This window comes from Rhodanobacter sp. Col0626 (assembly GCF_049994385.1).
Classification (GTDB): Bacteria; Pseudomonadota; Gammaproteobacteria; order Xanthomonadales; family Rhodanobacteraceae; genus Rhodanobacter.
In genome coordinates this window covers 3,324,495-3,343,462 of the sequence record NZ_CP188260.1, presented here as the reverse complement: position 1 = coordinate 3,343,462, position 18,968 = coordinate 3,324,495, and the positions used below count along the sequence as shown (strand labels likewise).

Annotated in this window: 16 protein-coding genes; 7 read left to right on the top strand and 9 right to left on the bottom strand. The window is 64.9% G+C overall.

Going from position 1 to position 18,968, the window contains the following annotated elements:
- Nucleotides 1–55 precede the first annotated feature (55 nt).
- Nucleotides 56–2,539 carry an ABC transporter permease gene (locus ACPPVV_RS14770; protein WP_426700628.1) on the bottom strand — a complete coding sequence of 828 codons (2,484 nt, stop codon included), beginning with the start codon at nt 2,537–2,539 and terminating at the stop codon, nt 56–58.
- The gene (locus tag ACPPVV_RS14765; RefSeq protein WP_426700627.1) at nt 2,536–3,225 is read right to left on the bottom strand and encodes an ABC transporter ATP-binding protein; all 690 of its coding nucleotides are present in this window, start codon (nt 3,223–3,225) and stop codon (nt 2,536–2,538) included. Before ACPPVV_RS14765 ends, ACPPVV_RS14770 begins: the two co-directional genes overlap by 4 nt.
- Here ACPPVV_RS14765 and ACPPVV_RS14760 point away from each other — a divergent pair.
- From ACPPVV_RS14760 to ACPPVV_RS14750, 3 genes are all read left to right on the top strand, one after another.
- Nucleotides 3,224–3,835: an arylesterase gene (locus tag ACPPVV_RS14760; RefSeq protein WP_426700626.1), complete on the top strand. Its 612-nt coding sequence runs from the start codon at nt 3,224–3,226 to the stop codon at nt 3,833–3,835. The genes ACPPVV_RS14765 and ACPPVV_RS14760 overlap by 2 nt on opposite strands.
- 105 nt (nt 3,836–3,940) lie before the next feature.
- Nucleotides 3,941–4,669, top strand: a complete 729-nt coding sequence (locus tag ACPPVV_RS14755; protein ID WP_426700625.1) for a response regulator transcription factor — start codon at nt 3,941–3,943, stop codon at nt 4,667–4,669.
- A 27-nt stretch (nt 4,670–4,696) separates the two neighbouring features.
- A complete protein-coding gene (locus ACPPVV_RS14750) occupies nt 4,697–5,725 on the top strand; it encodes a sensor histidine kinase (protein WP_426700624.1) in 1,029 nt (342 codons plus the stop codon).
- A gap of 45 nt (nt 5,726–5,770) precedes the next feature.
- On the opposite strand, the gene ACPPVV_RS14745 is transcribed toward ACPPVV_RS14750, so the two are convergent.
- The gene (locus ACPPVV_RS14745) at nt 5,771–7,129 is read right to left on the bottom strand and encodes a 3-oxoacid CoA-transferase (RefSeq protein ID WP_426700623.1); all 1,359 of its coding nucleotides are present in this window, start codon (nt 7,127–7,129) and stop codon (nt 5,771–5,773) included.
- Nucleotides 7,130–7,295: 166 nt separating this feature from the next.
- Here ACPPVV_RS14745 and ACPPVV_RS14740 point away from each other — a divergent pair, with 166 nt between their 5' ends.
- From ACPPVV_RS14740 to ACPPVV_RS14730, 3 genes are read left to right on the top strand one after another with little or no spacing between them, the layout of a single operon-like run.
- Nucleotides 7,296–7,667 (top strand): BlaI/MecI/CopY family transcriptional regulator, encoded by a 372-nt coding sequence (locus tag ACPPVV_RS14740; RefSeq protein ID WP_426700622.1) that lies wholly within the window; start codon nt 7,296–7,298, stop codon nt 7,665–7,667.
- Nucleotides 7,654–9,192, top strand: a complete 1,539-nt coding sequence (locus tag ACPPVV_RS14735) for a M56 family metallopeptidase (RefSeq protein WP_426700621.1) — start codon at nt 7,654–7,656, stop codon at nt 9,190–9,192. The genes ACPPVV_RS14740 and ACPPVV_RS14735 overlap by 14 nt, the downstream gene beginning before the upstream one ends.
- Before the next feature lie 47 nt (nt 9,193–9,239).
- Nucleotides 9,240–10,292 (top strand): isoaspartyl peptidase/L-asparaginase family protein, encoded by a 1,053-nt coding sequence (locus tag ACPPVV_RS14730; protein ID WP_426700620.1) that lies wholly within the window; start codon nt 9,240–9,242, stop codon nt 10,290–10,292.
- 14 nt (nt 10,293–10,306) lie between these two features.
- Here the strand turns inward: ACPPVV_RS14730 and ACPPVV_RS14725 are convergent, their stop codons facing one another.
- The 6 genes from ACPPVV_RS14725 to ACPPVV_RS14700 form a co-directional block, all read right to left on the bottom strand.
- Nucleotides 10,307–10,765, bottom strand: coding sequence for a hypothetical protein (locus ACPPVV_RS14725; protein WP_426700619.1), 459 nt, complete (start codon nt 10,763–10,765; stop codon nt 10,307–10,309).
- The gene (locus ACPPVV_RS14720; RefSeq protein WP_426700618.1) at nt 10,762–11,928 is read right to left on the bottom strand and encodes a sialidase family protein; all 1,167 of its coding nucleotides are present in this window, start codon (nt 11,926–11,928) and stop codon (nt 10,762–10,764) included. Before ACPPVV_RS14720 ends, ACPPVV_RS14725 begins: the two co-directional genes overlap by 4 nt.
- A 141-nt stretch (nt 11,929–12,069) precedes the next feature.
- On the bottom strand, nt 12,070–14,316 hold the full coding sequence (locus ACPPVV_RS14715) for a TonB-dependent receptor (protein ID WP_426700617.1): 2,247 nt from the start codon (nt 14,314–14,316) through the stop codon (nt 12,070–12,072).
- Between the two features lie 229 nt (nt 14,317–14,545).
- On the bottom strand, nt 14,546–15,130 hold the full coding sequence (locus ACPPVV_RS14710; protein ID WP_426700616.1) for a response regulator transcription factor: 585 nt from the start codon (nt 15,128–15,130) through the stop codon (nt 14,546–14,548).
- Nucleotides 15,131–15,202: 72 nt separating this feature from the next.
- Nucleotides 15,203–16,477: an ATP-binding protein gene (locus ACPPVV_RS14705; RefSeq protein WP_426703249.1), complete on the bottom strand. Its 1,275-nt coding sequence runs from the start codon at nt 16,475–16,477 to the stop codon at nt 15,203–15,205.
- Nucleotides 16,478–16,541: 64 nt separating this feature from the next.
- Entirely contained in the window at nt 16,542–18,140 is a 1,599-nt protein-coding gene (locus ACPPVV_RS14700; protein WP_426700615.1) for a peptide MFS transporter, read from the bottom strand.
- 374 nt (nt 18,141–18,514) lie between these two features.
- Between ACPPVV_RS14700 and ACPPVV_RS14695 the strand changes: the two genes are divergently transcribed.
- The gene (locus ACPPVV_RS14695; protein WP_426700614.1) at nt 18,515–18,889 is read left to right on the top strand and encodes a diacylglycerol kinase; all 375 of its coding nucleotides are present in this window, start codon (nt 18,515–18,517) and stop codon (nt 18,887–18,889) included.
- Nucleotides 18,890–18,968: the final 79 nt, after the last annotated feature.

Below are 18,968 nucleotides of genomic sequence, written 5' to 3'. Positions count from 1 at the left end.
GTGTTCCGGCGGAAGAGTGCCAGCGTACTTTATCAGCCGTTCCTTCGATGCCGACTCAGCCTTCGCGCAACAGCCGCATGGGCGGGGTGCGGATCACCTTGCGGGTGCCGGCCAGGCCCAGCAGCATCACCGCCAGCGCTGCGCCGATGGCGCCGCCCAGCAGCGGCCACAGCGGTGGCACGAAGCGGTCGATGTGGAACACCGCCTGGCCCAGCCACAGCCCGGCGCCAGCGGCACCGAGCGCGGCGGTGAGGCCGGCGACGAGGCCGAGCAGAGCGAACTCGCAAGCCGCCGCCATGCGCAGTTGCCCGCGACGCGCGCCCAGCGTGCGCAGCAATGCGGCTTCATGGCGGCGTTCCGCGGCGCTGGCTGCGAGCGCCGCGGCCAGCACCAGTGCGCCGGCCAGCAGGCTGAAGCCGAGGATCCAGCGCACCGCGTTGCCCACGCGGTCGACGATCTCGCGGACGCGATCGAGCAGCGAATCCACGTCGATCAGGCTGAGGTTGCTGTAGTCGCGCGACAGCTGCGCCAGCTCGGTGGCATGCCCGCGCGGCAGGTGAAAACTGGCCAGCCAGGTATGCGGCAGCGCGCCGGCGTGTGCCGGGTCGAGCAACAGGAAAAAGTTGACCCGGAACGAACTCCAGTCGACCTTGCGTATGCTGCCAACCCTGGCATCGAGGCTGCTTTCGCCGACATCGAATCGCAGCGTATCGCCCACTTTCAGCGCAAACATGTCACGCCACATGGTGTCGATCGATACCTCGGCCTGGGCCGGTTGCACACCCTGCCAATGACCGGCAACCACCTCGTTCGCGGGCGGCAGTTCGCTGGCCCAGGACAGGCGCAACTGGCGATCGGCCCAGTCTTTCGCGCGTTCGTCCGCAAACTGGAGCTGGTCGATCGGCCGGCCGTTGATCGCCGTGAGTTTGCCCACCGCCAGCGGCAGCATGTTGAGCTGATCGCCGCCGATGCGGATCAGTGCCTGTCCGAAAGCGGCGCGCTGGTCGTCCTGCAGATTCAGTGCGAACCAGTTCGGCGTATCGGCTGGCAACTCCTGGCGCCAGCCCTGCAACAGCGCCGGGGCCACCACCGCCAGCAGCAACAGGGCGCACAGGCCCAGGCTCAGGGCGGTCGCCTGGATCACGCTCAGCGTACGGCGCCGCGCCAGTGCAGCCAGGCCCAGTCGCAGCGCGGGATGCGCCCCGGGCGCGACGCGCCGGGCCAGCCACAGCAGCAGCATCGCCAGCAAGGCTGCGATGACTGCCACGCCAAGCAGGCTGGCAGCGAGAATCCCGGCCAGGGTGAGCGAACTGCTCTGGCTCCAGATCAGGCCCAGCGCCACCACCGCCGGGATCAGATACAGACCGTCGAAGCGCCGTACTCGCGGCGTCACGCTCTGGCGAAACACGGCTACCGGCGGCACCTCGGCCAGGCGCGCCAACGGCGGCAGCGCGAAACCGACCAGCACCGCAATCCCCATGCCGGCGGCGGCGAGCGAGGGCGCCAGCGGAAGCACGGTAGGCACGCTGCCGAACAACTGGCTGGCGAACAGCCAGGCCAGTTGCGAAAGTCCCAAGGCCAGCAGCAGGCCGAGCGCGGTTGCCGGCAGTGCCAGCGCACCCAGCGTGCCGAGCAACAGGCCCAGCACGCGCCGGCGCGACGTACCCAACGCGCGCAACAAGGCGACTTCGCCAGTCTTGCGCCGGGCATAGCGTTGCGCTGACAGTGCAATGGCGATGCCGGCCAGCAGCGCCGACAGCAGGGCGGTCAGGCGCAGGAAGGCGCCGGCGCGGTCGAACGATGTGCGCATGCGTTCCTGAGTCTGCTCCGGCGTGATCAGTTGGGCGCCCTGCGGCAACGTGGTGGTCCGCACCCAGTCGAGCCAGCCCCGGACCGCCGCCGGTTCACCGGCCAGCAGCAGCTGATGCCGCGCGCGGCTGCCGACACCGAGCAAGCCCGCCTGTGTGGCGTCGGCCAGGCTCATCAATGCGCGCGGCGCCAGCGCCAGCAACTGGCCGCCATCGGGCTGGCGCACCAGTTCGGCGGCGATGGTCAGCTCGCGGCCGCCCAGTTGCAGCTTCTGGCCGATCCGCAAACCCAGCGCGACCAGCGCGCGATGGTCGAGGTAGACCTCGCCTGTCCCGGGCGAATGGCCGTTACGGGTGTGGCCCGTCGCGTCGAGCAGCTCCAGTGTGCCGCGCAGCGGATAGTCCGGCCCCGCAGCCTGCACGTCCAGCAACTGGGTTTGATCGTTGGCAAACGCGACACTGGGAAAGCCGGCGGTGCGCACATGCTGCAGACCGCGCTGCTGCGCTGCCTGCGCGAAGTTGTCCGGCAGGGATTGCGGCGACGAGACGCCGATATCGCCACCGATCAGTTCGGCGGCACTGGCCAGCATGCCGCGTTCGATCCGCGTCGCCAGCGTGGCAACGACGCCGAGCGCCACCACGGCGAGGACCAGCGACGCGGCCAGCGTGCGCAATTCCGGCAAATGCCATTCGCGCCGAAGGCTGCGCAGGGCGAGGAGCAGGAGCTTCATGCGACAACGCCCGTCACGCGGCCTTCTTCGAGTTCGATCCGGCGATCGCAACGTGCCGCCAGCGTCGCATCGTGCGTGACCAGCACAAGCGTGGTGCGGTGATCGCGGTTCAGCGCAAACAGCAGGTCGCAGATATGGTGGCCGGTGCGCTGGTCGAGATTGCCGGTGGGCTCGTCCGCAAACAGCACGCGCGGAGCGTGCACGAAGGCACGGGCGATCGCCACGCGCTGCTGTTCGCCGCCGGAAAGCTGGGCCGGATAATGCCGCCGCCGTGCCGTCAATCCCACTGCTTCAAGCGCCTCGCGCGCGCGCTGGCGCGCCGCGCTGCTGCCTTCCAGCTCCAGCGGCAGCATCACGTTTTCCTCGGCGGTGAGCGCAGGCAGCAGGTGGAACGACTGGAACACGAAGCCGACCAACCGTCGACGCAGGTCGGCGCGTGCCTCCTCGTCCAGTTGCTCCAGCGCGTGGCCATCCAGCGCGATGCTGCCGCTATCCGGTGTATCCAGTCCCGCCAGCAGGCCGAGCAGGGTGGTTTTGCCGGAACCGGATGCGCCGACGATGGCGAAGCTTTCGCCGGGCAGGATCTGCAGGCTCACATCACGCAGGATGTCGAGCCTCCCCTCGGGTCCGCTGACCGACTTGCTAATATCGCGGGCTTCAAGAAGAGGACGGGAAGAATCGCTCATGCGTCGATGCCTGTGGCTGTGGATATTTCTGTGTGGCATCGGCAGCGCCCAGGCGGCCGCGCCAAAAACCGTGCTGGTGCTGGGTGACTCGTTGTCCGCCGCACACAACATACCGGTCGATGCCGGCTGGGTGCATTTGCTGGATGCGCGTCTGGGCAAGATGGTGCCGACATGGACCGCGATCAATGCCAGCATCAGCGGTGAAACCACGCTGAGCGGCCGTAATCGCCTGGCGGCGTTGCTGGCGAAGTACCACCCGGAGGTCGTGGTGCTGGAACTGGGCGCCAACGATGGCCTGCGCGGCCTGCCGCTGCCGGCGCTGCGCGAAAACCTGGCCGCGATGATTGCCACGGCACGGCAGGCGAAGGCGCAGGTGCTGCTGGTCGGGATCGAACTGCCGGTGAACTACGGGCCGGTCTATCGCGATGGCCTGCGCACGATCTATGTCGACCTGGCCCGGGTTCACCACACGGCACTGGTGCCCTTCCTGCTGGACGGCATCGCGCTCGATCCGGCGTTGATGCAGGACGACGGACTTCATCCGGTCGCCAGCGCCGAGCCGCGCGTACTGGAAACGGTGTGGAAGCAACTGCAGCCACTGCTGCGGTGATTTGAAACCCGAACGTATTCTGAATCGCAGCGCTCGTTTTCACGCTACGCTCACCCCGCGGCCGCTTAGATCTTCACTTATGTGAAGGGCAAGGGAGAAAGTGAAATGACCGTACATGACGAGCAAGCGGGACTGATTCTTCTGGTCGAGGACAACCGCCAGATCGCCGAGATGGTGGGCGAGTTTCTCGAACGCCGTGGCTATTCGATCGACTATGCGGCCGACGGCGTCAGCGGCCTCCATCTGGCTGTTTCCAACAGCTATGACGTGATTGTGCTGGACCTGATGTTGCCGGGGCTGGATGGCCTGGAAGTCTGCCGCAAGCTGCGCCGGGAAGCGAAAAAATCCACTCCGGTGCTGATGCTCACCGCGCGCGATACGCTGGAAGACAAACTGATCGGCCTTGAAGCCGGTGCCGACGACTACCTGGTCAAGCCGTTCGAAGTGCGCGAGCTGGAAGCGCGCCTGCGTGCGCTGATCCGCCGCGATCGCCGCCAGGTATCCACCGAAGTGCTCACCGTGGGCGACATGACGCTGGACACCGCCACTCTGCGCCTGACGCGTGAAGGCCAGGAACTCACGGTGTCGCCGATCGGCCTGAAGCTGCTGGCGATCCTGATGCGCGAGTCGCCGCGGGTGGTCAGCCGCCGCGATATCGAGCGCGAAATCTGGGGCGACACGCTGCCTGACTCCGACACCTTGCGATCGCATCTATACAATTTGCGCCGGGTTATCGACAAGCCCTTCGCACGACCCCTGCTACACACCATCCACTCGGCTGGTTATCGTCTCGCTGATCTGGAATCTGAAGTGGCTTCGACTCAGACAGCCTGACATCGAATCGACAGGCATAGGGATGTAATGGATAGCAGCGTCAAAGCAGTCCCTGCCCGTGTGGGTGCATTTCGCAAGAGGATTGCGTGGGTGTTCGGTCTGCAGTTTCTGACTGTGCTGATCATCTGCATTCTGGGCGCCTACAACGTGGTACCGACGGTGGCGGTGGTCGCGGTGATCGTTGTCATCACCATCGTCGCCTGGTTCACCACTCGCCGTGAGTGGCGACCCGTACGTGCGCTGGCACGCCTGGTCAATCGCTGGGACGCCCAGCAACTCGATCCGGAAACGCTGAAGCTGGACGAGTTGTCGCACCATGCCGATGCCGATGTGGCGTCGCTGGCACGCGGACTGCATGGATTCGCCACGCGCATTGCCGGCTATAACCAGCGCGAGCGCAACTTTACCCGCGACGCCAGCCACGAGCTGCGCAGTCCGCTCACTGTGATCAAGATGTCGGTCGACATGCTGGCCGAGGAAGAGGGACTCAGTGATTTCGGTACCCGATCGGTGCGGCGGATCAAGCGTGCCACGCGTGAAATGGAGGTGCTGGTCGAGGCCTTGCTGATCCTGGCGCGTGAGACGGATACGGCGACGGAAAAGGAATATTTCGTCGTCAACGATGTACTGCGCCAGGAGCTGGAATCGGCCCGCGAACTGTTGGCGGGGCGTCCCATCGAACTGTTGTTGCAGGAGCCGGCGCGTTTCGCGTTGAAGGGTTCGCCGCAGGCTTTCTCGGTGCTGTGCTGGCAGCTGATACGTAACGCCTGCCAGCAAACCGAGCAGGGCAGCGTGGTGATCAGCGTGTTGCCCGGTGTAGTAAGCGTACGCAACCAGGCAAATCCACAAGTATCGGACGATGCGCTGCGACCCGTGCGCGTGCATGGCGTCGACCGGCATGGTTTCGAGTTGGCGATCGCGCAGCGGATCAGCGACCGTTTCGGATGGCCGCTGGAATTGCAGACGCAGCCGGGCCATGAAAACATCGCCCGCCTATGCTTCCCACACACCCTGCCGGTCGATGCAGAGTTGGCGGAGAAGGATCAACAGCGGTAGAAGCACACCCGGTGTACTTCCACACGTGCGCCACCGACAGCGGAATCAGCCGTTCAATGTCGGATCGACGCCGAAGGCACAGCCGGTCTTGCCCTTCACGTCATCGACGCTGACGCCTTCGTTCAGCTCGATCAACACCAGACCCTCGCCCTTGTTCACCTTGAACACGCACAGATCGGTGATGATCAGGTCGACCACCTGTTTGCCGGTCAGTGGCAGGTCGCACTCGGTCTTGATCTTCGGGCTGCCGTCTTTCGCGCAGTGCTCCATAAGCACCACCACGCGCTTGACGCCGCTGACCAGATCCATCGCGCCGCCCGGGCCCTTGACCATCTTGCCCGGTACCATCCAGTTGGCGAGATCGCCGTGTGCGGAGACTTCCAGGCCGCCCAGGATCGACAGGTCGATATGGCCCCCGCGGATCATCGCGAACGATTCCGCGCTGGAGAAGAAACTGGAGCCGGGCAGGGTGGTGATGGTCTGCTTGCCTGCGTTGATCAGGTCCGGGTCGATCTGCTCCTCGGTGGGGAAAGGGCCGATGCCGAGCAGGCCGTTCTCCGACTGAAGGGTGACGCTGACGCCGTCGGGGATGTAATTGGCCACCATGGTCGGGATGCCGATGCCAAGGTTCACGTAGAAACCGTCCTGCAGTTCCTTCGCGGCGCGCTTGGCCATGGTCACCCGCGTGGGGCTCTCCTTGCCGGCGGCGACGCCGGCGAGGGTGCGGAACTCGATGCGCTTTTCATACTGCGCACCCTGCACGATGCGATCGACGTAGATGCCCGGCACATGGATGTTGTTCGGGTCGAGCTCGCCGACCGGCACCAGGTGTTCCACTTCGGCCACGCAGGCCTTGCCGCAGGTGGCGATCATCGGATTGAAATTGCGCGCGGTTTCGCGAAACACCAGATTGCCGTGGGCGTCGCCCTTCCATGCCTTGACGATCGATACATCGGCGTGGATCGCCTCTTCCAGCACGTATTCCTTGTCGCCGAAGACCTTGGTCTCCTTGCCCTCGGCCAGCTTGGTGCCGAACGCAGTGCGCGTATAGAAGCCGGGAATGCCGGCACCGCCAGCGCGCAGCTTTTCAGCCAGGGTGCCCTGCGGGGTCAGATGCAACTCCAGCTCGCCGGCCAGCACCTGGCGTTCGAATTCCTTGTTCTCACCCACGTACGACGCAAACACGCGTTTCACCTGATGCGTTTTCAGCAGCGGACCCATGCCGAAATCATCCACGCCCGCATTGTTGCCGACGATGGTCAGGCCCTTGGTGCCGGCGTCCAGCAGCGCGCCGATCAGGTTTTCGGGGATGCCACACAGGCCGAAGCCGCCGGCGGCGATCGTCATGCCATCAAACAACAAACCGTCGAGCGCCTTCGCGGCGTTTGGGTAAACCTTGTCCATTGCCATGCCTTCCTGCAGGGAGAGTCAGCTGACAAGGATACGACGGTTTGGCGTCGGGCGGCCCTGGACCAGGTTCGCAAACGCTGCCCACGTAGGTGGATTTGCGCTTGACGCTATCATTTACGCGTGTAAACATAAGTTCACTTACACATGTAAACGGTGACTCATGGCGATCAGCGAAGCCGAGGCAGTAGTGATGGAAGTGTTGTGGCGCGTGGCGCCGCGTTCGGCCGAGGAGATCCTTGCCGAGGTCGGTCCGGCGCAGGACTGGCAGGAGGGCACGGTGAAATCCCTGCTCAACCGCCTGCTGCGCAAGAAGGCGGTGCACGCCGAACGCGACGGCCGACGTTACCTGTACACGCCGCTGCTCAGTCGCGAGCAATACGTCTCGCAAGAGAGCAAGGGCTTGCTCGATCGCCTGTTCGGCGGTCGCGTGGCGCCGCTGGTGGCGCACTTTTCCGAGCAACGCAAGCTGTCGAAAAAGGATGTCGCCGAACTGCGCAAATTGCTCAGGGAGCTCGATGATGAACAGCGCTGAGTGGGCCGGAATCGACTGGATCGGCTGCGGCTGGCTGTTGCTGCTGGCTTTCACCGCCGCCGTGTTGATCGTGGCCGTGCTGCGCAAGCCATGCAGGCATCTGTTCGGTACCGAGCGCGCGTTCCAGCTGTGGTTGTTGCCGCCACTGGCGATGCTGGCCAGCCAGCTGCCACATGCGGCAGCCGTACCGATCGTGGTGTTGTCGCCGATGGTCTTCGCGATCACCTCCGCCGCTGCCGCGTTGCCGGTTCAGGTTGCCGGATCGGGTGCGATCGACTGGCGCACCTGGGTTGCGCTGCTTTGGCTGCTGGGCAGCATGGTCAGCTTGTCGTTGGCCACCCTCGCGCAATGGCGTTATCGCATGCGGCTGCGTGACGCCACGAGCGTCGTCGGCACGCCGTCGCGCTGGCCGGTGTTGCGCGCGAGTGGTCCGGATGTCGGTCCCGCTCTGATCGGTGCCTGGCGGAGCCGCATCGTGCTGCCTGCCGATTTCGAATGCCGCTACGACGCCACCGAGCAGATGCTGATCCTGGCTCACGAAACCATCCATGCGCGCCGCCGCGATGGATGGTGGTGCCTGCTGGCGCAGCTCGGCGTGGCCGTGTTCTGGTTCCATCCGCTGGCGTGGTGGGCGTATGCGGCGCTGCGCCACGATCAGGAGCTGGCCTGTGACGCCGCGGTGTTGCGCCAATACGGCGAACAGCGGCGCAGCTATGCGAATGCAATGTTGAAAACCCGATCGGCCGTGTTGGCGTTGCCGGTGGGTTGCACCTGGTCCCCTCGTCATCCACTTACGGAGCGTATTGCCATGTTGAAACTGCCCTCACCAAACCGCCGACGCCGGGAAGCCGGGATGATCGTCGGGTTTGCACTGGCCATTGTCGTTGCCGGTTCGGTTTATGCCGCCAGCGCACCGCAAGGGGCGTTGGCGAGCCAGAAAGTTCAAGGCCCGGAATACCAGCTCGACATGCAGGTCGAGCTGGCAACTGATGATGGCCACAAGCGTCATGCGCAGACGGTGGCCATGGCGCTGTGCGTCGCGCCGGGCAAGGCGGCAAAAGCAAGCGTGGGTGGCATGATGGTGCAAGCAATCACCATGCCTGCCGACGATGGCCAAGTACGCATCGACCTTGCCGTGGCCGACCATGGCGCCTCGCCGCTTGCACACCGGCAGCTGCACGGCGCGCTTGGCCAGACATTGCACGCTACGGGTACGGGGGTGGACGGCAAGCAGACGTATGCCATCGACGTCACACCGCAGGCCGGCTGTCCGGCACGCGCGATGGCCGAAGCTTCCCCGGTCAAGGTTACCGAGCACGTCACGAACAGTACGACGCGCGCCGTGGCGGAATCGATAGCCGCCAAAGCGGGCTGGACACTCATCAATCCGGATGCGTTGGGCAATGCTCCGGTCAAGCTGTCGTTCAACGACATGCCGGCGGGCACGGCGTTGCAGCGGGTGGCCGATCTTGCCGGCATGAAGCTGGTGCTGGACGGCAAGCGAGTGCACTTCACGCCAAAGTGACCGACAAGGCTGGCTATACTCGCCCGGTCACCGATCGGGAGAGTGTCTTGAAACCGCGCCGCCTGTTTGTCGTCCTTGCCTCCCTCGGCATTTCTGCCATCGGCCACGCCGCCGTCTCGCCCATGCTGGTGATCCACGGTGGCGCTGGGGTGATCAAGCGCGATATGACCCCGGCAAGGGAGCAGGCGGTTCGGACAGCGATGACGCAGGCGCTGCAGCACGGATACGCTCAGCTCAAATCCGGCAAGTCGGCGCTGGATGCGGTGACCGCGGCGCTCACCGTGCTGGAGGACGATCCGAACTTCAATGCGGGCAAGGGTTCGGTGTTCACCCACGAGGGCAAGAACGAGCTGGATGCGGCGATCATGGATGGCTACACCTTGCGTGCCGGTGCAGTGGCTGGCGTGCAGCGGGTGAAAAACCCGATCCTGCTGGCGCGCGCCGTGATGGAGAAATCACCGCACGTGATGCTGTCCGGCGCCGGTGCCGAGGCATTTGCACAGGACATCGGCATGCCGCTGGTCGATCCGTCGTACTTCCGTACCGACGCGCGCTGGCAGCAATTACAGAAGGCACTGAAGGAAGATGCTGCGAAACTGCCGCATGCGGACGTCGAGACGGCCAAACACTTTGGAACAGTCGGTGCAGTGGCGCTGGATGCGCAAGGCCATCTTGCCGCCGGCACGTCCACCGGCGGCATGACCGACAAGCGCTGGAGCCGCATCGGCGATTCACCGATCATCGGCGCCGGTACTTATGCCAACTCCGGCTGCGCGGTATCCGGTACCGGTTGGGGCGAGTTCTACATGCGCACGGTGGCGGCGCACGAAATCTGCATGAAGGTGACCCAGATGCGCGTGCCGCTGAAGCGTGCCGCCGCCGAGGTGATCAACCAGGAAATCCCCTCGATGGGTGGCAATGGTGGCGCGATTGCGCTGGACGCGGAAGGCCACATCTCGATCCCGTTCAACACCGATGGCATGTATCGCGGCTGGATCGGTGTCGACGGTGTGCCGCATGTGGCGCTTTACGGCGACGAGGACGACGGTACCGCCGAGATGCCCGAGCCGGTGGCCCCGGAGAGCACGGCGCAACCCTGACCAGCCGCCTGTTCCTACCGGAGTTTTTGTAACTGATCGGGCGTGAGCGCACCGCTGATGCCCAGCCGGCTGCCGTCGGCGTGGATCACCATGACACGCGGGGTCTCGCCGCCCCAGCCCGGGTCGAGCAGGAAGTTGATGCGTTCGGGCGAGGCTTCGGCGTAGGCGCGGGTTGGATAGACGTCCATCTTCATGTCGTGCAGGTGCGCCTCGATCGTCTTGCGTTGTTCGATGCTGTCGGTGGCGACGATGACCAGTTCGATGTCGTCCGGATGGGCGCGTTGCAGCCGGGCCAGTGCTTCGAGGTTCGGTTCGCAGTAGGCGCAGTCGAGCGCCCACAACGCGATGATCCGCTCGCCACGCGCCGGCGGTCGCAGCAGGGCTGGTACATCGGCAGCCGCCAGCGGCTGCAGCGGCGCGGCGATCGCCAGTGCCGGCGACAACAACGCGATGGCGAGCAGCAGGCGTTTCATCGCGGCATCCCAACCAGACGAAAACCTTCGGCGGTGTTCCAGGCCACGAAGACGCGCCCCTGCTTAAGCAGCAGTTGCGGCGAGGCGACTGCGCCGCTGCTGCGGGCGATCTCGCGAGCGGTATCGAAGTGCGCGCCGTTGTCAGTCGAACGACGCAGCATCAACGCGTAGCCGTCGGCACTGACCTGGTTCCAGGCCACCCACACGGTGTGGTCATGCACGGCCACATCGGCATGGCTGGCGCCAGCAGTGGCGATCGCCAGGGCATGCCGTGGCGGGTGGCCGGGATCGAGCTGGCCATACCAGATCGTGGGCTTGTCCCTGGCTTCGTACCAAACGGCGTGGCGGATGCCGTCGTTGCCGATCGCCAGACCGGGGCCATGGTGCGGGCATCCGGCAATCTGCCAGTCGCTGAAGGTGGCGCGTTCGACGTGGCTGGGCTGGCCATCCGTATGCAGCACGCCCCAGGCGTGGTCGCGGATGTTGTCGCCGTAGATGCTGCGGAAGAACGCGGCGACCTCGCCGTCGGGCGTGCGCGCCAGTGCGATGCGGCAGCATTCGCAGCTCTGGTCGACCACTTTGCGTTCGGGCACGAAGCTGACTCCGCCATTGTCCGACCAGCTGTAATAAACCGCGGCGCCGAGATACGGTTTTTTCCTGGCAGTGGCGGCGATCACGTCGCGCTTGTCGATCCAGGCGACCACGATGCGGCCGTGGCCGTCGACCGCCAGAGCGTCGAAGCGATGGGTGATCTCGGCGCGGTCATGGTGCACCGTGAGCGGCGTGCTGAAGTGCTCGCCGCGATCCAGCGATCGGGCGAAGCGCACGAAACCGGTCCACGGTGCCGCGCGCGGCTGCGACCAGCTTATGTAGATTTCGTCGTGCGGTCCGAACGCGATCTTCGGACGGTTCTCGCCCTCGGCGTAGATCCGCTCGGCCTTTGCATTCACCTCGACCGGTGCACTGAGCGTGCGGCTGTCGTCATCGGAGTGGCGCAATCGCACGTGGCCGTCTGCCGCGTCCACCAGCCACAAACGGCCATGGCTGTCGAACGCGGCGCTGGCACCGAGCTCGGGTCCCTTGGGCATATCCATGTGCATGCCGTCGTGCGCCAGCAGGGCGGGCGAGAGCAGGCAGAGCAGGATGATCAGCAGGTGACGCATAAGAATTCCTCGAGATTCCAGCTTCGCCCTCCACCGCAAGCAGGGGAGGGTTGGGGAGGGGTAGCTCTTGATCTCAGATCAAAAGCATGACCCCCTCCCGACCTCCCCCTGCTTGCAGGGGGAGGAGCAAGGCCGCGTCGTTCACAGCTCCCAGCGCAATGCACCGAACCAGGTGCGGCCGGCATAGGGATGGTAGACCCAGTAATGTTCATCGGTGAGGTTGTCGACACCCAGTGAGGCGGTCCATGCCGGCGCGAATTTCCAGCGCAGCTTGGCATCGGCCACGGTGAAGCTGCTCACGGCGCCGTAGCTGTCCACATAGTCGCTGTTGTCCAGCGTGCCGTATTGGCGGCCGGAGTGGCGGATGCCGAGTGAAGCGTCCCACTGCGGTGCGAAGCGGTAGTCGGCGAACACGCTGGCGCGGACCTTCGGGATGCGCGGAAAGTATTTGCCGTTGGCCAGCGGATACTGGCTGTCATCCAGCGTCTTGGCCTCGTTCAAGGCGAGGCTGGCCTGCAGGTCAAGCCCGTCCAGCCACAGATCGGTCAGGCCGATCTCACCTTCGATGCCACGACCGCGCATGCGGTCGATGTTCTGCACGCTGGTGACCGTGGGCGTTACGGTGATGTCGGTTTGCGAGTAAAGCGAATCGGCGATGCGGTCCTGGTACAGCGAGACGCGCCAATGGCCATGATCAAGGTGACGCGTAAGCGTGAGATCAGTGGATTCATCGCGCTCGGGCTTGAGTTGCGGATTGTTGTTGACGATCGCGTTGGCCGAGATGCTGCCCTGGAAAAGTTCGGCCACGGTGGGATAGCGCACGGCCTTGCCGTGCGCCAGGCGCAGTTCCCAGCCTTCGGCAAGATCCCAGCTCAGTGCGGCCTTCGGTGAGAAATCCGTGCGCTGGCGATTCGCATAGCGCAGCGTGTTGCTGGCGTTGCCCAGCAGGCCGCCATAGGCGCGCCATTGTTCAAGGCGCCCGCCCAGGGTCAACGCCCATGCGTCGGCGAAGCTCCACACGTCCTGAAGATAGATGGCACGCGTTTGTGTGCGGCCGGCAAACGAGCTGACCAGCGGACCGTCCGCATCGCCACGCCAGTCGCTGGCGCTACGCACGCGGCTGTCCAGCACGTAGCGGTCGCCGTGGACGCCGGCATACAGCATGTGGTGATCACCGACCGGACCGGAGCTGCGCAGATCGAAGGTGTCCCAGCCCGATCCGGCCTTGTCGGCGACGGTGCCCGGGCCGGCGGCTGCGCCGGGCAGGCTCGCGCTGTTCAATTGCGAATGCAGGAAATCGTAGTGGCTGGCCACTGCCGTCCAGCGCCAGCCGTTGTCGAGGTGGCCGTTCAACTCGACGCCGTACAGCATGTGCGTGTCGCTGGCCGAAGTCGGCGCCAGGCCGCTGGCGGGCAGGGTCCAGACCTGACCGTCGGCGTTGATTGCACCGCTGTTGACCAGCTTGCCGTTGCCGTCGCGGATCAGGCTGCGCGTACGATCGTCGGCGCGGTTGTGCCACCAGCCCACGGTGAACAAGGCGGCGATGTCATCGGTGACGTCAACGCCGACTTTCAGTTTGGCCTCGCTCTGCATCGTGTGCTCGATGCTGTTGGCGCCGTACACCAGTCGCGGGCTGCCATTGGGATTGCGGTCCAGCGTGGCGCCATTCACCGGCACCGCGGCCGCCGGATCGCCACCTGCTTTCGCCGTGGCGTACTGCATCGGCTGGCCGTCGTTGTCGAGCCGGCTCACCGCCAGCAGCCAGCTCCAGCGGCCCTGTTTGTTGCCCAGCGTGGCGGCGACCTGATGTCCGTTGTAATGGCCGCCCGCACCGTAGGCGTCGTGGTAATCCTGGCTGAAGAACTGCGTGCTGGCGCTGGCGGTGAATCGCTGCGGCAGCACGGTATGGATCAGCACCGTAGTGCCCAGCGAATTGCCCGGGTACAGCGCGGAATAGGGGCCATACAGGATGTCGACTGCACCGATTTCCTCGGGCGCCACCATGCCCCAGCGCGGGGCGCCATCGTAACCGTTGGTCATCAGGTTGGAGAGCAGCAGGCCGTCGGCATAGACCAGGCTGCGCGCGCTCTGCAGGGTGCCGGTGTTGCGGCCGCTGATCACCGCGTTCGGATCGCCGATATAACGCTTGCGCACCATCATGTTCGGTGCGTACTTCAGTGCATCGGCACTTTCGGTGACGTTCTGCTGCAGAAGCTTCTGCCGGCTGACATGAACCTGCACGCTTGGCGTCGCCATCACCATCGTGTCGCTGGCGTGCACCGAAACTGGCGCCAGGGTGGTGGTTGCCGGAGCGGGGTCAGTGGCCAGCAGCGGGCCGGTGGACACCGCCAGTGCAACTGCGCAAAGGCCGAGAGCAAGGGTGTTCAAGCGAGAGACTCTGGATGGGGGTCTAGGGTTGCAAGGATAGTCCGTTGTCATGCGCACGACAGATGACGCGTTGTCGCAGCGGCGGTCGGCGATGAGATGCGCAGGTGCGGCAAAAGGTGCCGGCAGCATCGAGTTTGCAGGAGTGCTTGATCTGGGCTCGCAAAGCCGTGTGGCGAGGGGTCATGCCGGAACGAGCGAAGTCCGATCTCCGGTTCTCATCCCCGCTTGATCAGTCGTCGCGGTCGGGACGTTCGCGCACCGGGTGCTTGCTCAGTTTGCGCTGCAGGGTGCGGCGATGCATGCCGAGCCGTCGGGCGGTCTCGGAGATGTTGCCGTCGCATTCGGTGAGCACGCGCTGGATGTGTTCCCATTCGAGCCGGCGCAGCGCCAGCGGCTGTTCGGGCGCGTCGGGCACATCGTTGTCATCGATGTCGGCATCGCCGTCGAGCAGCGCGCGGACCACGGCGTCGGCGTCGACCGGTTTGGCCAGATAGTCGTGGGCACCGCGCTTGATCGCTTCCACCGCGGTGGCGATCGACGCGTAGCCGGTCAGCAGCAGCACGCGCAGGTCGGGCACCAGGGCATGCAGTTCGGGAATCAGGCGCAGCCCGTTTTCCTCGCCGAGCTTCAGGTCGAGTACGCAGTAGCGTGGGTGATGCCGACGCGTCAGCGCACGGGCTTCGTCGAAGTTGCCCGCCGTGATGACCTCGAATCCGCGCGAGCCCAGTGCGCGTGCCAGTACGCGCAGGAAGGTGGCGTCGTCGTCGACCAGCAGCAGCGGGCGGGCCGTGGCGGCATGGGGCAACTCGGTCATTGCGGCGATTCCTGGAAGTCGATCAGTCGCCCATTCTTGCCGGAAGCGGCGGCGCATGCACGTCTGGCGAGCTTATTTCTCGGCAATCACCGCCAGCGGCAGCCGCAGGCAGACCTCCGCACCGTGCTCGGCATTGCGGGCGATCAGTTCGCCGTTGAGCCGTTCGGCGGTCGCTTCGGCCAGCGCCAGGCCAATACCCAAACCGGTCTGTTTCTGCGAGTAACCGAGTGGCGCCGATGCGTCGTGGACGTCGAAGCCTGGGCCCCGATCGCACACGCTCAGCTGGAGCCAGCCGTTGTCACGCGAAATCCGCAATGCCACCGCGTGCGAGTGCCGGACAGCGGAGGCATCGGCTGCGTTGTTGAGCAGATTCAGCAAGGCATGGCGCAGACCGGGTGGCGTGCGCAGCACGGTTTGCGCGATGTCGTCGTCCAGCGTCAGGCTCAGCTCGGCTTCGGGTCGCAATAGCTGGAAACGTTCCTGGCAGCCGTGGATGAAACTGGCCACGCTGAGTCGCTCCGGTTCCTGCGACAACTGTGCCTTGCCGAAGGCGACCATCTCGCGCAGGATCGTTCGGCAGCGATCGACCTGGCCTGCCAGCAGCTCCAGGTCTTCGGCCAGCGAGGTGTCGCCGGCATGTTCGCGGCGCAGTTCGGGCAGCAGCGTGCGCATGGTCGACAGCGGCGTGTTGAGTTCATGCGCGGCACCGGCAGCCTGGGTGGCGATCGCCAGGATGCCTTCGTCGCGCAGCGCCCGCTCGCGTACCCGCTGCACTTCGAGCTGCTGCAGGCGCAGTACGCGAGCCAGCCGGCTGATGAAGAAGCCCAGCAGCACCGCGCTGATCACGAAATTCACGCCCATCCCGGCCACGTGCAGCGAGAAGCGGTTGGGCGAATCCTCGTGCATCGGCATCGGCAGCGGCACATTCCAGTACAGCAGGATCACGTAGGCGACGCCGGCCAGCGCTGCCACTGCCAGGATGGCGCGTGCGGAGAGCGCCGCCGCGCTGAGTGCAATGGGTACCAGCAGCAGGGTGATGAACGGATTGCTGGCGCCACCGGTGAAATACAGCAGATAGCCGAGCACCAGCGTGTCGGTGGCAATGTGGCCGATCGTTTCCCATTCGTGCACCGGCCACGGCTGGCGGAGCCGCCACGCGGCGAACACCGAAAACACCGCGAGCAGGCCGATGCCGACCAGTAGCGGTAGTAACGGGATCTGCAACTGCATCCACCACGCGCAGACCAGCACGGCGACGCTCTGTCCGGCGATTGCGCAGAGTCTCAGCCACGCCAGCGTCCGGGCGAGAGCGAACGGGCCGATGTAGGTGGTACTGCGATGGGGCATCGCGATCATGGGTTGATCAGAAAACCTGTGAAACCCGCCGCCAGTGGCGGCGGGTTCATCGGACTCACGGGTTGTTGAATTCCTCACTGCGTACAGCGGGCAGCGGGTTGTGGTTGTTCGCCGGATCGGAGTGGCTGGCCGACAGCTTGTTCATCAGCGGCAGCATCACCAGCGCGATCACCACGCAGGCGATGCCGACGAAACCGAGCTTGTTGAACAGGCTCACGTAGATCGTCAGTGACTGCACCGGATCGGTGATGTTGTCGGGGATGTGCGCGTAGTTGGCCACGATGCTGCCAAGGTACTGCGACAGGCCGACGGCCACGTAATACGCGCCCATCATGAAGCCGCCCATGCGCGAGGGCACATAGCGCGCGATCATCGCCAGTCCGAGTCCGCTGACCAGAAGCTCACCCAGCGAGTACCAGCCGTAGCCCCAGATCATCGTCCACGACGACACCTGGCCAGCCACCGCTGCGCTTGCGCCCACGCCATACATGAAGAAACCTATGGCCACGGCGGCAAAGCCCAGCGCGAACTTCAATGCGATCGAGGGATCCTTGCCGATCCGACCGAGCGTGTTGTAGGCGAACACCAGTACCGGGCTCAGGACGACGATCCAGATCGCGTTGAGGTTCTGATACTGCTCGGGGATCCAGTTGAACAGGTGGACCCCGAAAACGTTGAACGACAGGTCCACGTTGTGCTGCGCGAACAGGTTCAGCGAGGTCGCCATCTGCGAGTAGAAGATGAAGAAGAAGATCGTCTGCACGGTCAGTACCAGTGCGGCGATCAGGCCGGCGCGTTCGCTGGGCTGGCTGCTCCGGATCAAATGGGCGAATACGCCCAAAACCACCGCGCCGGCCGCATACACGCAGACCCTCGCCACGGCTTCGCTCTGCAGAATAAAGGTGACCACGAAAACCAGCAGGAATGCCGCGCCGAACACCGGCAACGCGCGGCGCATGTTCATCGGCAGGTCGTCCGCAGGCGAGCCGATATGCCGCAAGGCGCGACGCATGAAAAAGTAGATGATCAAGCCGAGCACCAGGCCCACCGCGCAGCAGCCGAAGGCGGTATGCCAGCCGATGGAATCGCCGTAGCGTGCAGCTATATGGTCGCGAATCCACGGCGTGGCCGTCATCGAGAGCATCGAGCCGATGTTCACCGCCATGTAGTAGATGGTGAACGCGCTGTCGATACGGGTGTCGTCACCCTCGTAGATCTTGCGCACCAGGTTGCCCGCGTTGGGCTTGAAGAAGCCGTTGCCGACCACGATCACGCCGAGCGCGAAGTAGGTGAGGTTGGCCGGAGTCAGCAGCGCCATCAATCCGCTGCCGCCATCGGTCAGGCCCAGTGTCTCCGGCGGGATCCACAGGATGCCGTAGCCAACCGCCAGAACCGTGGCACCGATCAGCATGGTGCGGCGGGTGCCGAGCAGCTTGTCGCCGACCCAGCCACCGATCGCAGGCGTCGCGTAGATCAGCGCCGCTGCCGCACCCCAGACGAGGTTGGCCTTGATGTCGATAAAGCCAAGTTTCTTCATCAGAAACGTGACCATCAGTACCTGCATGCCATAGAAGCCGAAGCGCTCCCACATCTCGATGACGAAGACGGTGGTGAAGGAGCGCGTCTGCGAGACGGGCGGGTTCTGGGTGGCCATATCTTTTCCGTGCGTGATTCAAATCAAGGCGACGTGCTGGCACGTGCCTGCGCCTTGCGATCCTGAACGGACCACAACCGTCGAAGCGTAACCTATCCGCCATCGGGGTGTAGCTGCACTGCGGCATGACAAACGCCGCCGCGAATGCATCGGCAGGCCCGGATCCCCACCATCGCGATGCTGTCGGCATCGCTTGGGGCGCCGGGGCTTGTGGCATCATGTCGCGTTCGTATCTGCCTGCCTGAACGGAGTTTCGCCAACCATGCCGATCATTGCGCCTTCGCCGTCGCGCGGCCTCACGGCGACCCCCGTTGCCGCCAACATGGCCATTGCCGGTTCGCCGTTCCCGGCGATCGGCTGAGCGGCGCAGCGCCATGGCAGCCGAAGGTTTCCGCGGTCCGAAACAGCTCTGGAATGCGTTCCAGTGGTCGATGAAGGGTTTCCGCGCCGCCTGGCGGCACGAGGCTTCCTTTCGCCTCGAGGCCTGCCTGGTCATCGTGCTGGTGCCGGTCGGCCTGTGGCTGGGGCACGGCGGCCTCGAGAAGTTCGCGCTGATCCTGGCGCCGTTGCTGGTGTTGTCGGCTGAATTGCTCAATTCGGCGATCGAAGCGGTGGTCGACAAGGTCAGCCCCGAGTTCCACGAGCTGGCCGGACGCGCCAAGGACATGGGCTCGGCGGCGGTATTTGTGCTGCTGATCCTGGTGGCGTTGAGCTGGGGACTGATCCTGGGGCCGCGCCTGTTCGGCTGAGTTGCCGCGTTCACTTGGCGCCAGGATGATTGCGGTGGGTCGCATGGGATGGTGGAATGGCATTCCACCGGATCGGAGC

What these genes read in the sequence shown, in the direction of transcription:
- ACPPVV_RS14770 (WP_426700628.1), bottom strand. Translation starts at nt 2,539, where the DNA reads ATGAAGCTCCTGCTCCTCGCCCTGCGCAGCCTTCGGCGCGAATGGCAT.
- ACPPVV_RS14760 (WP_426700626.1), top strand. Translation starts at nt 3,224, where the DNA reads ATGCGTCGATGCCTGTGGCTGTGGATATTTCTGTGTGGCATCGGCAGC.
- ACPPVV_RS14765 (WP_426700627.1), bottom strand. Translation starts at nt 3,225, where the DNA reads ATGAGCGATTCTTCCCGTCCTCTTCTTGAAGCCCGCGATATTAGCAAG.
- ACPPVV_RS14755 (WP_426700625.1), top strand. Translation starts at nt 3,941, where the DNA reads ATGACCGTACATGACGAGCAAGCGGGACTGATTCTTCTGGTCGAGGAC.
- ACPPVV_RS14750 (WP_426700624.1), top strand. Translation starts at nt 4,697, where the DNA reads ATGGATAGCAGCGTCAAAGCAGTCCCTGCCCGTGTGGGTGCATTTCGC.
- ACPPVV_RS14745 (WP_426700623.1), bottom strand. Translation starts at nt 7,129, where the DNA reads ATGGACAAGGTTTACCCAAACGCCGCGAAGGCGCTCGACGGTTTGTTG.
- ACPPVV_RS14740 (WP_426700622.1), top strand. Translation starts at nt 7,296, where the DNA reads ATGGCGATCAGCGAAGCCGAGGCAGTAGTGATGGAAGTGTTGTGGCGC.
- ACPPVV_RS14735 (WP_426700621.1), top strand. Translation starts at nt 7,654, where the DNA reads ATGAACAGCGCTGAGTGGGCCGGAATCGACTGGATCGGCTGCGGCTGG.
- ACPPVV_RS14725 (WP_426700619.1), bottom strand. Translation starts at nt 10,765, where the DNA reads ATGAAACGCCTGCTGCTCGCCATCGCGTTGTTGTCGCCGGCACTGGCG.
- ACPPVV_RS14720 (WP_426700618.1), bottom strand. Translation starts at nt 11,928, where the DNA reads ATGCGTCACCTGCTGATCATCCTGCTCTGCCTGCTCTCGCCCGCCCTG.
- ACPPVV_RS14710 (WP_426700616.1), bottom strand. Translation starts at nt 15,130, where the DNA reads ATGACCGAGTTGCCCCATGCCGCCACGGCCCGCCCGCTGCTGCTGGTC.
- ACPPVV_RS14705 (WP_426703249.1), bottom strand. Translation starts at nt 16,477, where the DNA reads ATGCCCCATCGCAGTACCACCTACATCGGCCCGTTCGCTCTCGCCCGG.
- ACPPVV_RS14700 (WP_426700615.1), bottom strand. Translation starts at nt 18,140, where the DNA reads ATGGCCACCCAGAACCCGCCCGTCTCGCAGACGCGCTCCTTCACCACC.
- ACPPVV_RS14695 (WP_426700614.1), top strand. Translation starts at nt 18,515, where the DNA reads ATGGCAGCCGAAGGTTTCCGCGGTCCGAAACAGCTCTGGAATGCGTTC.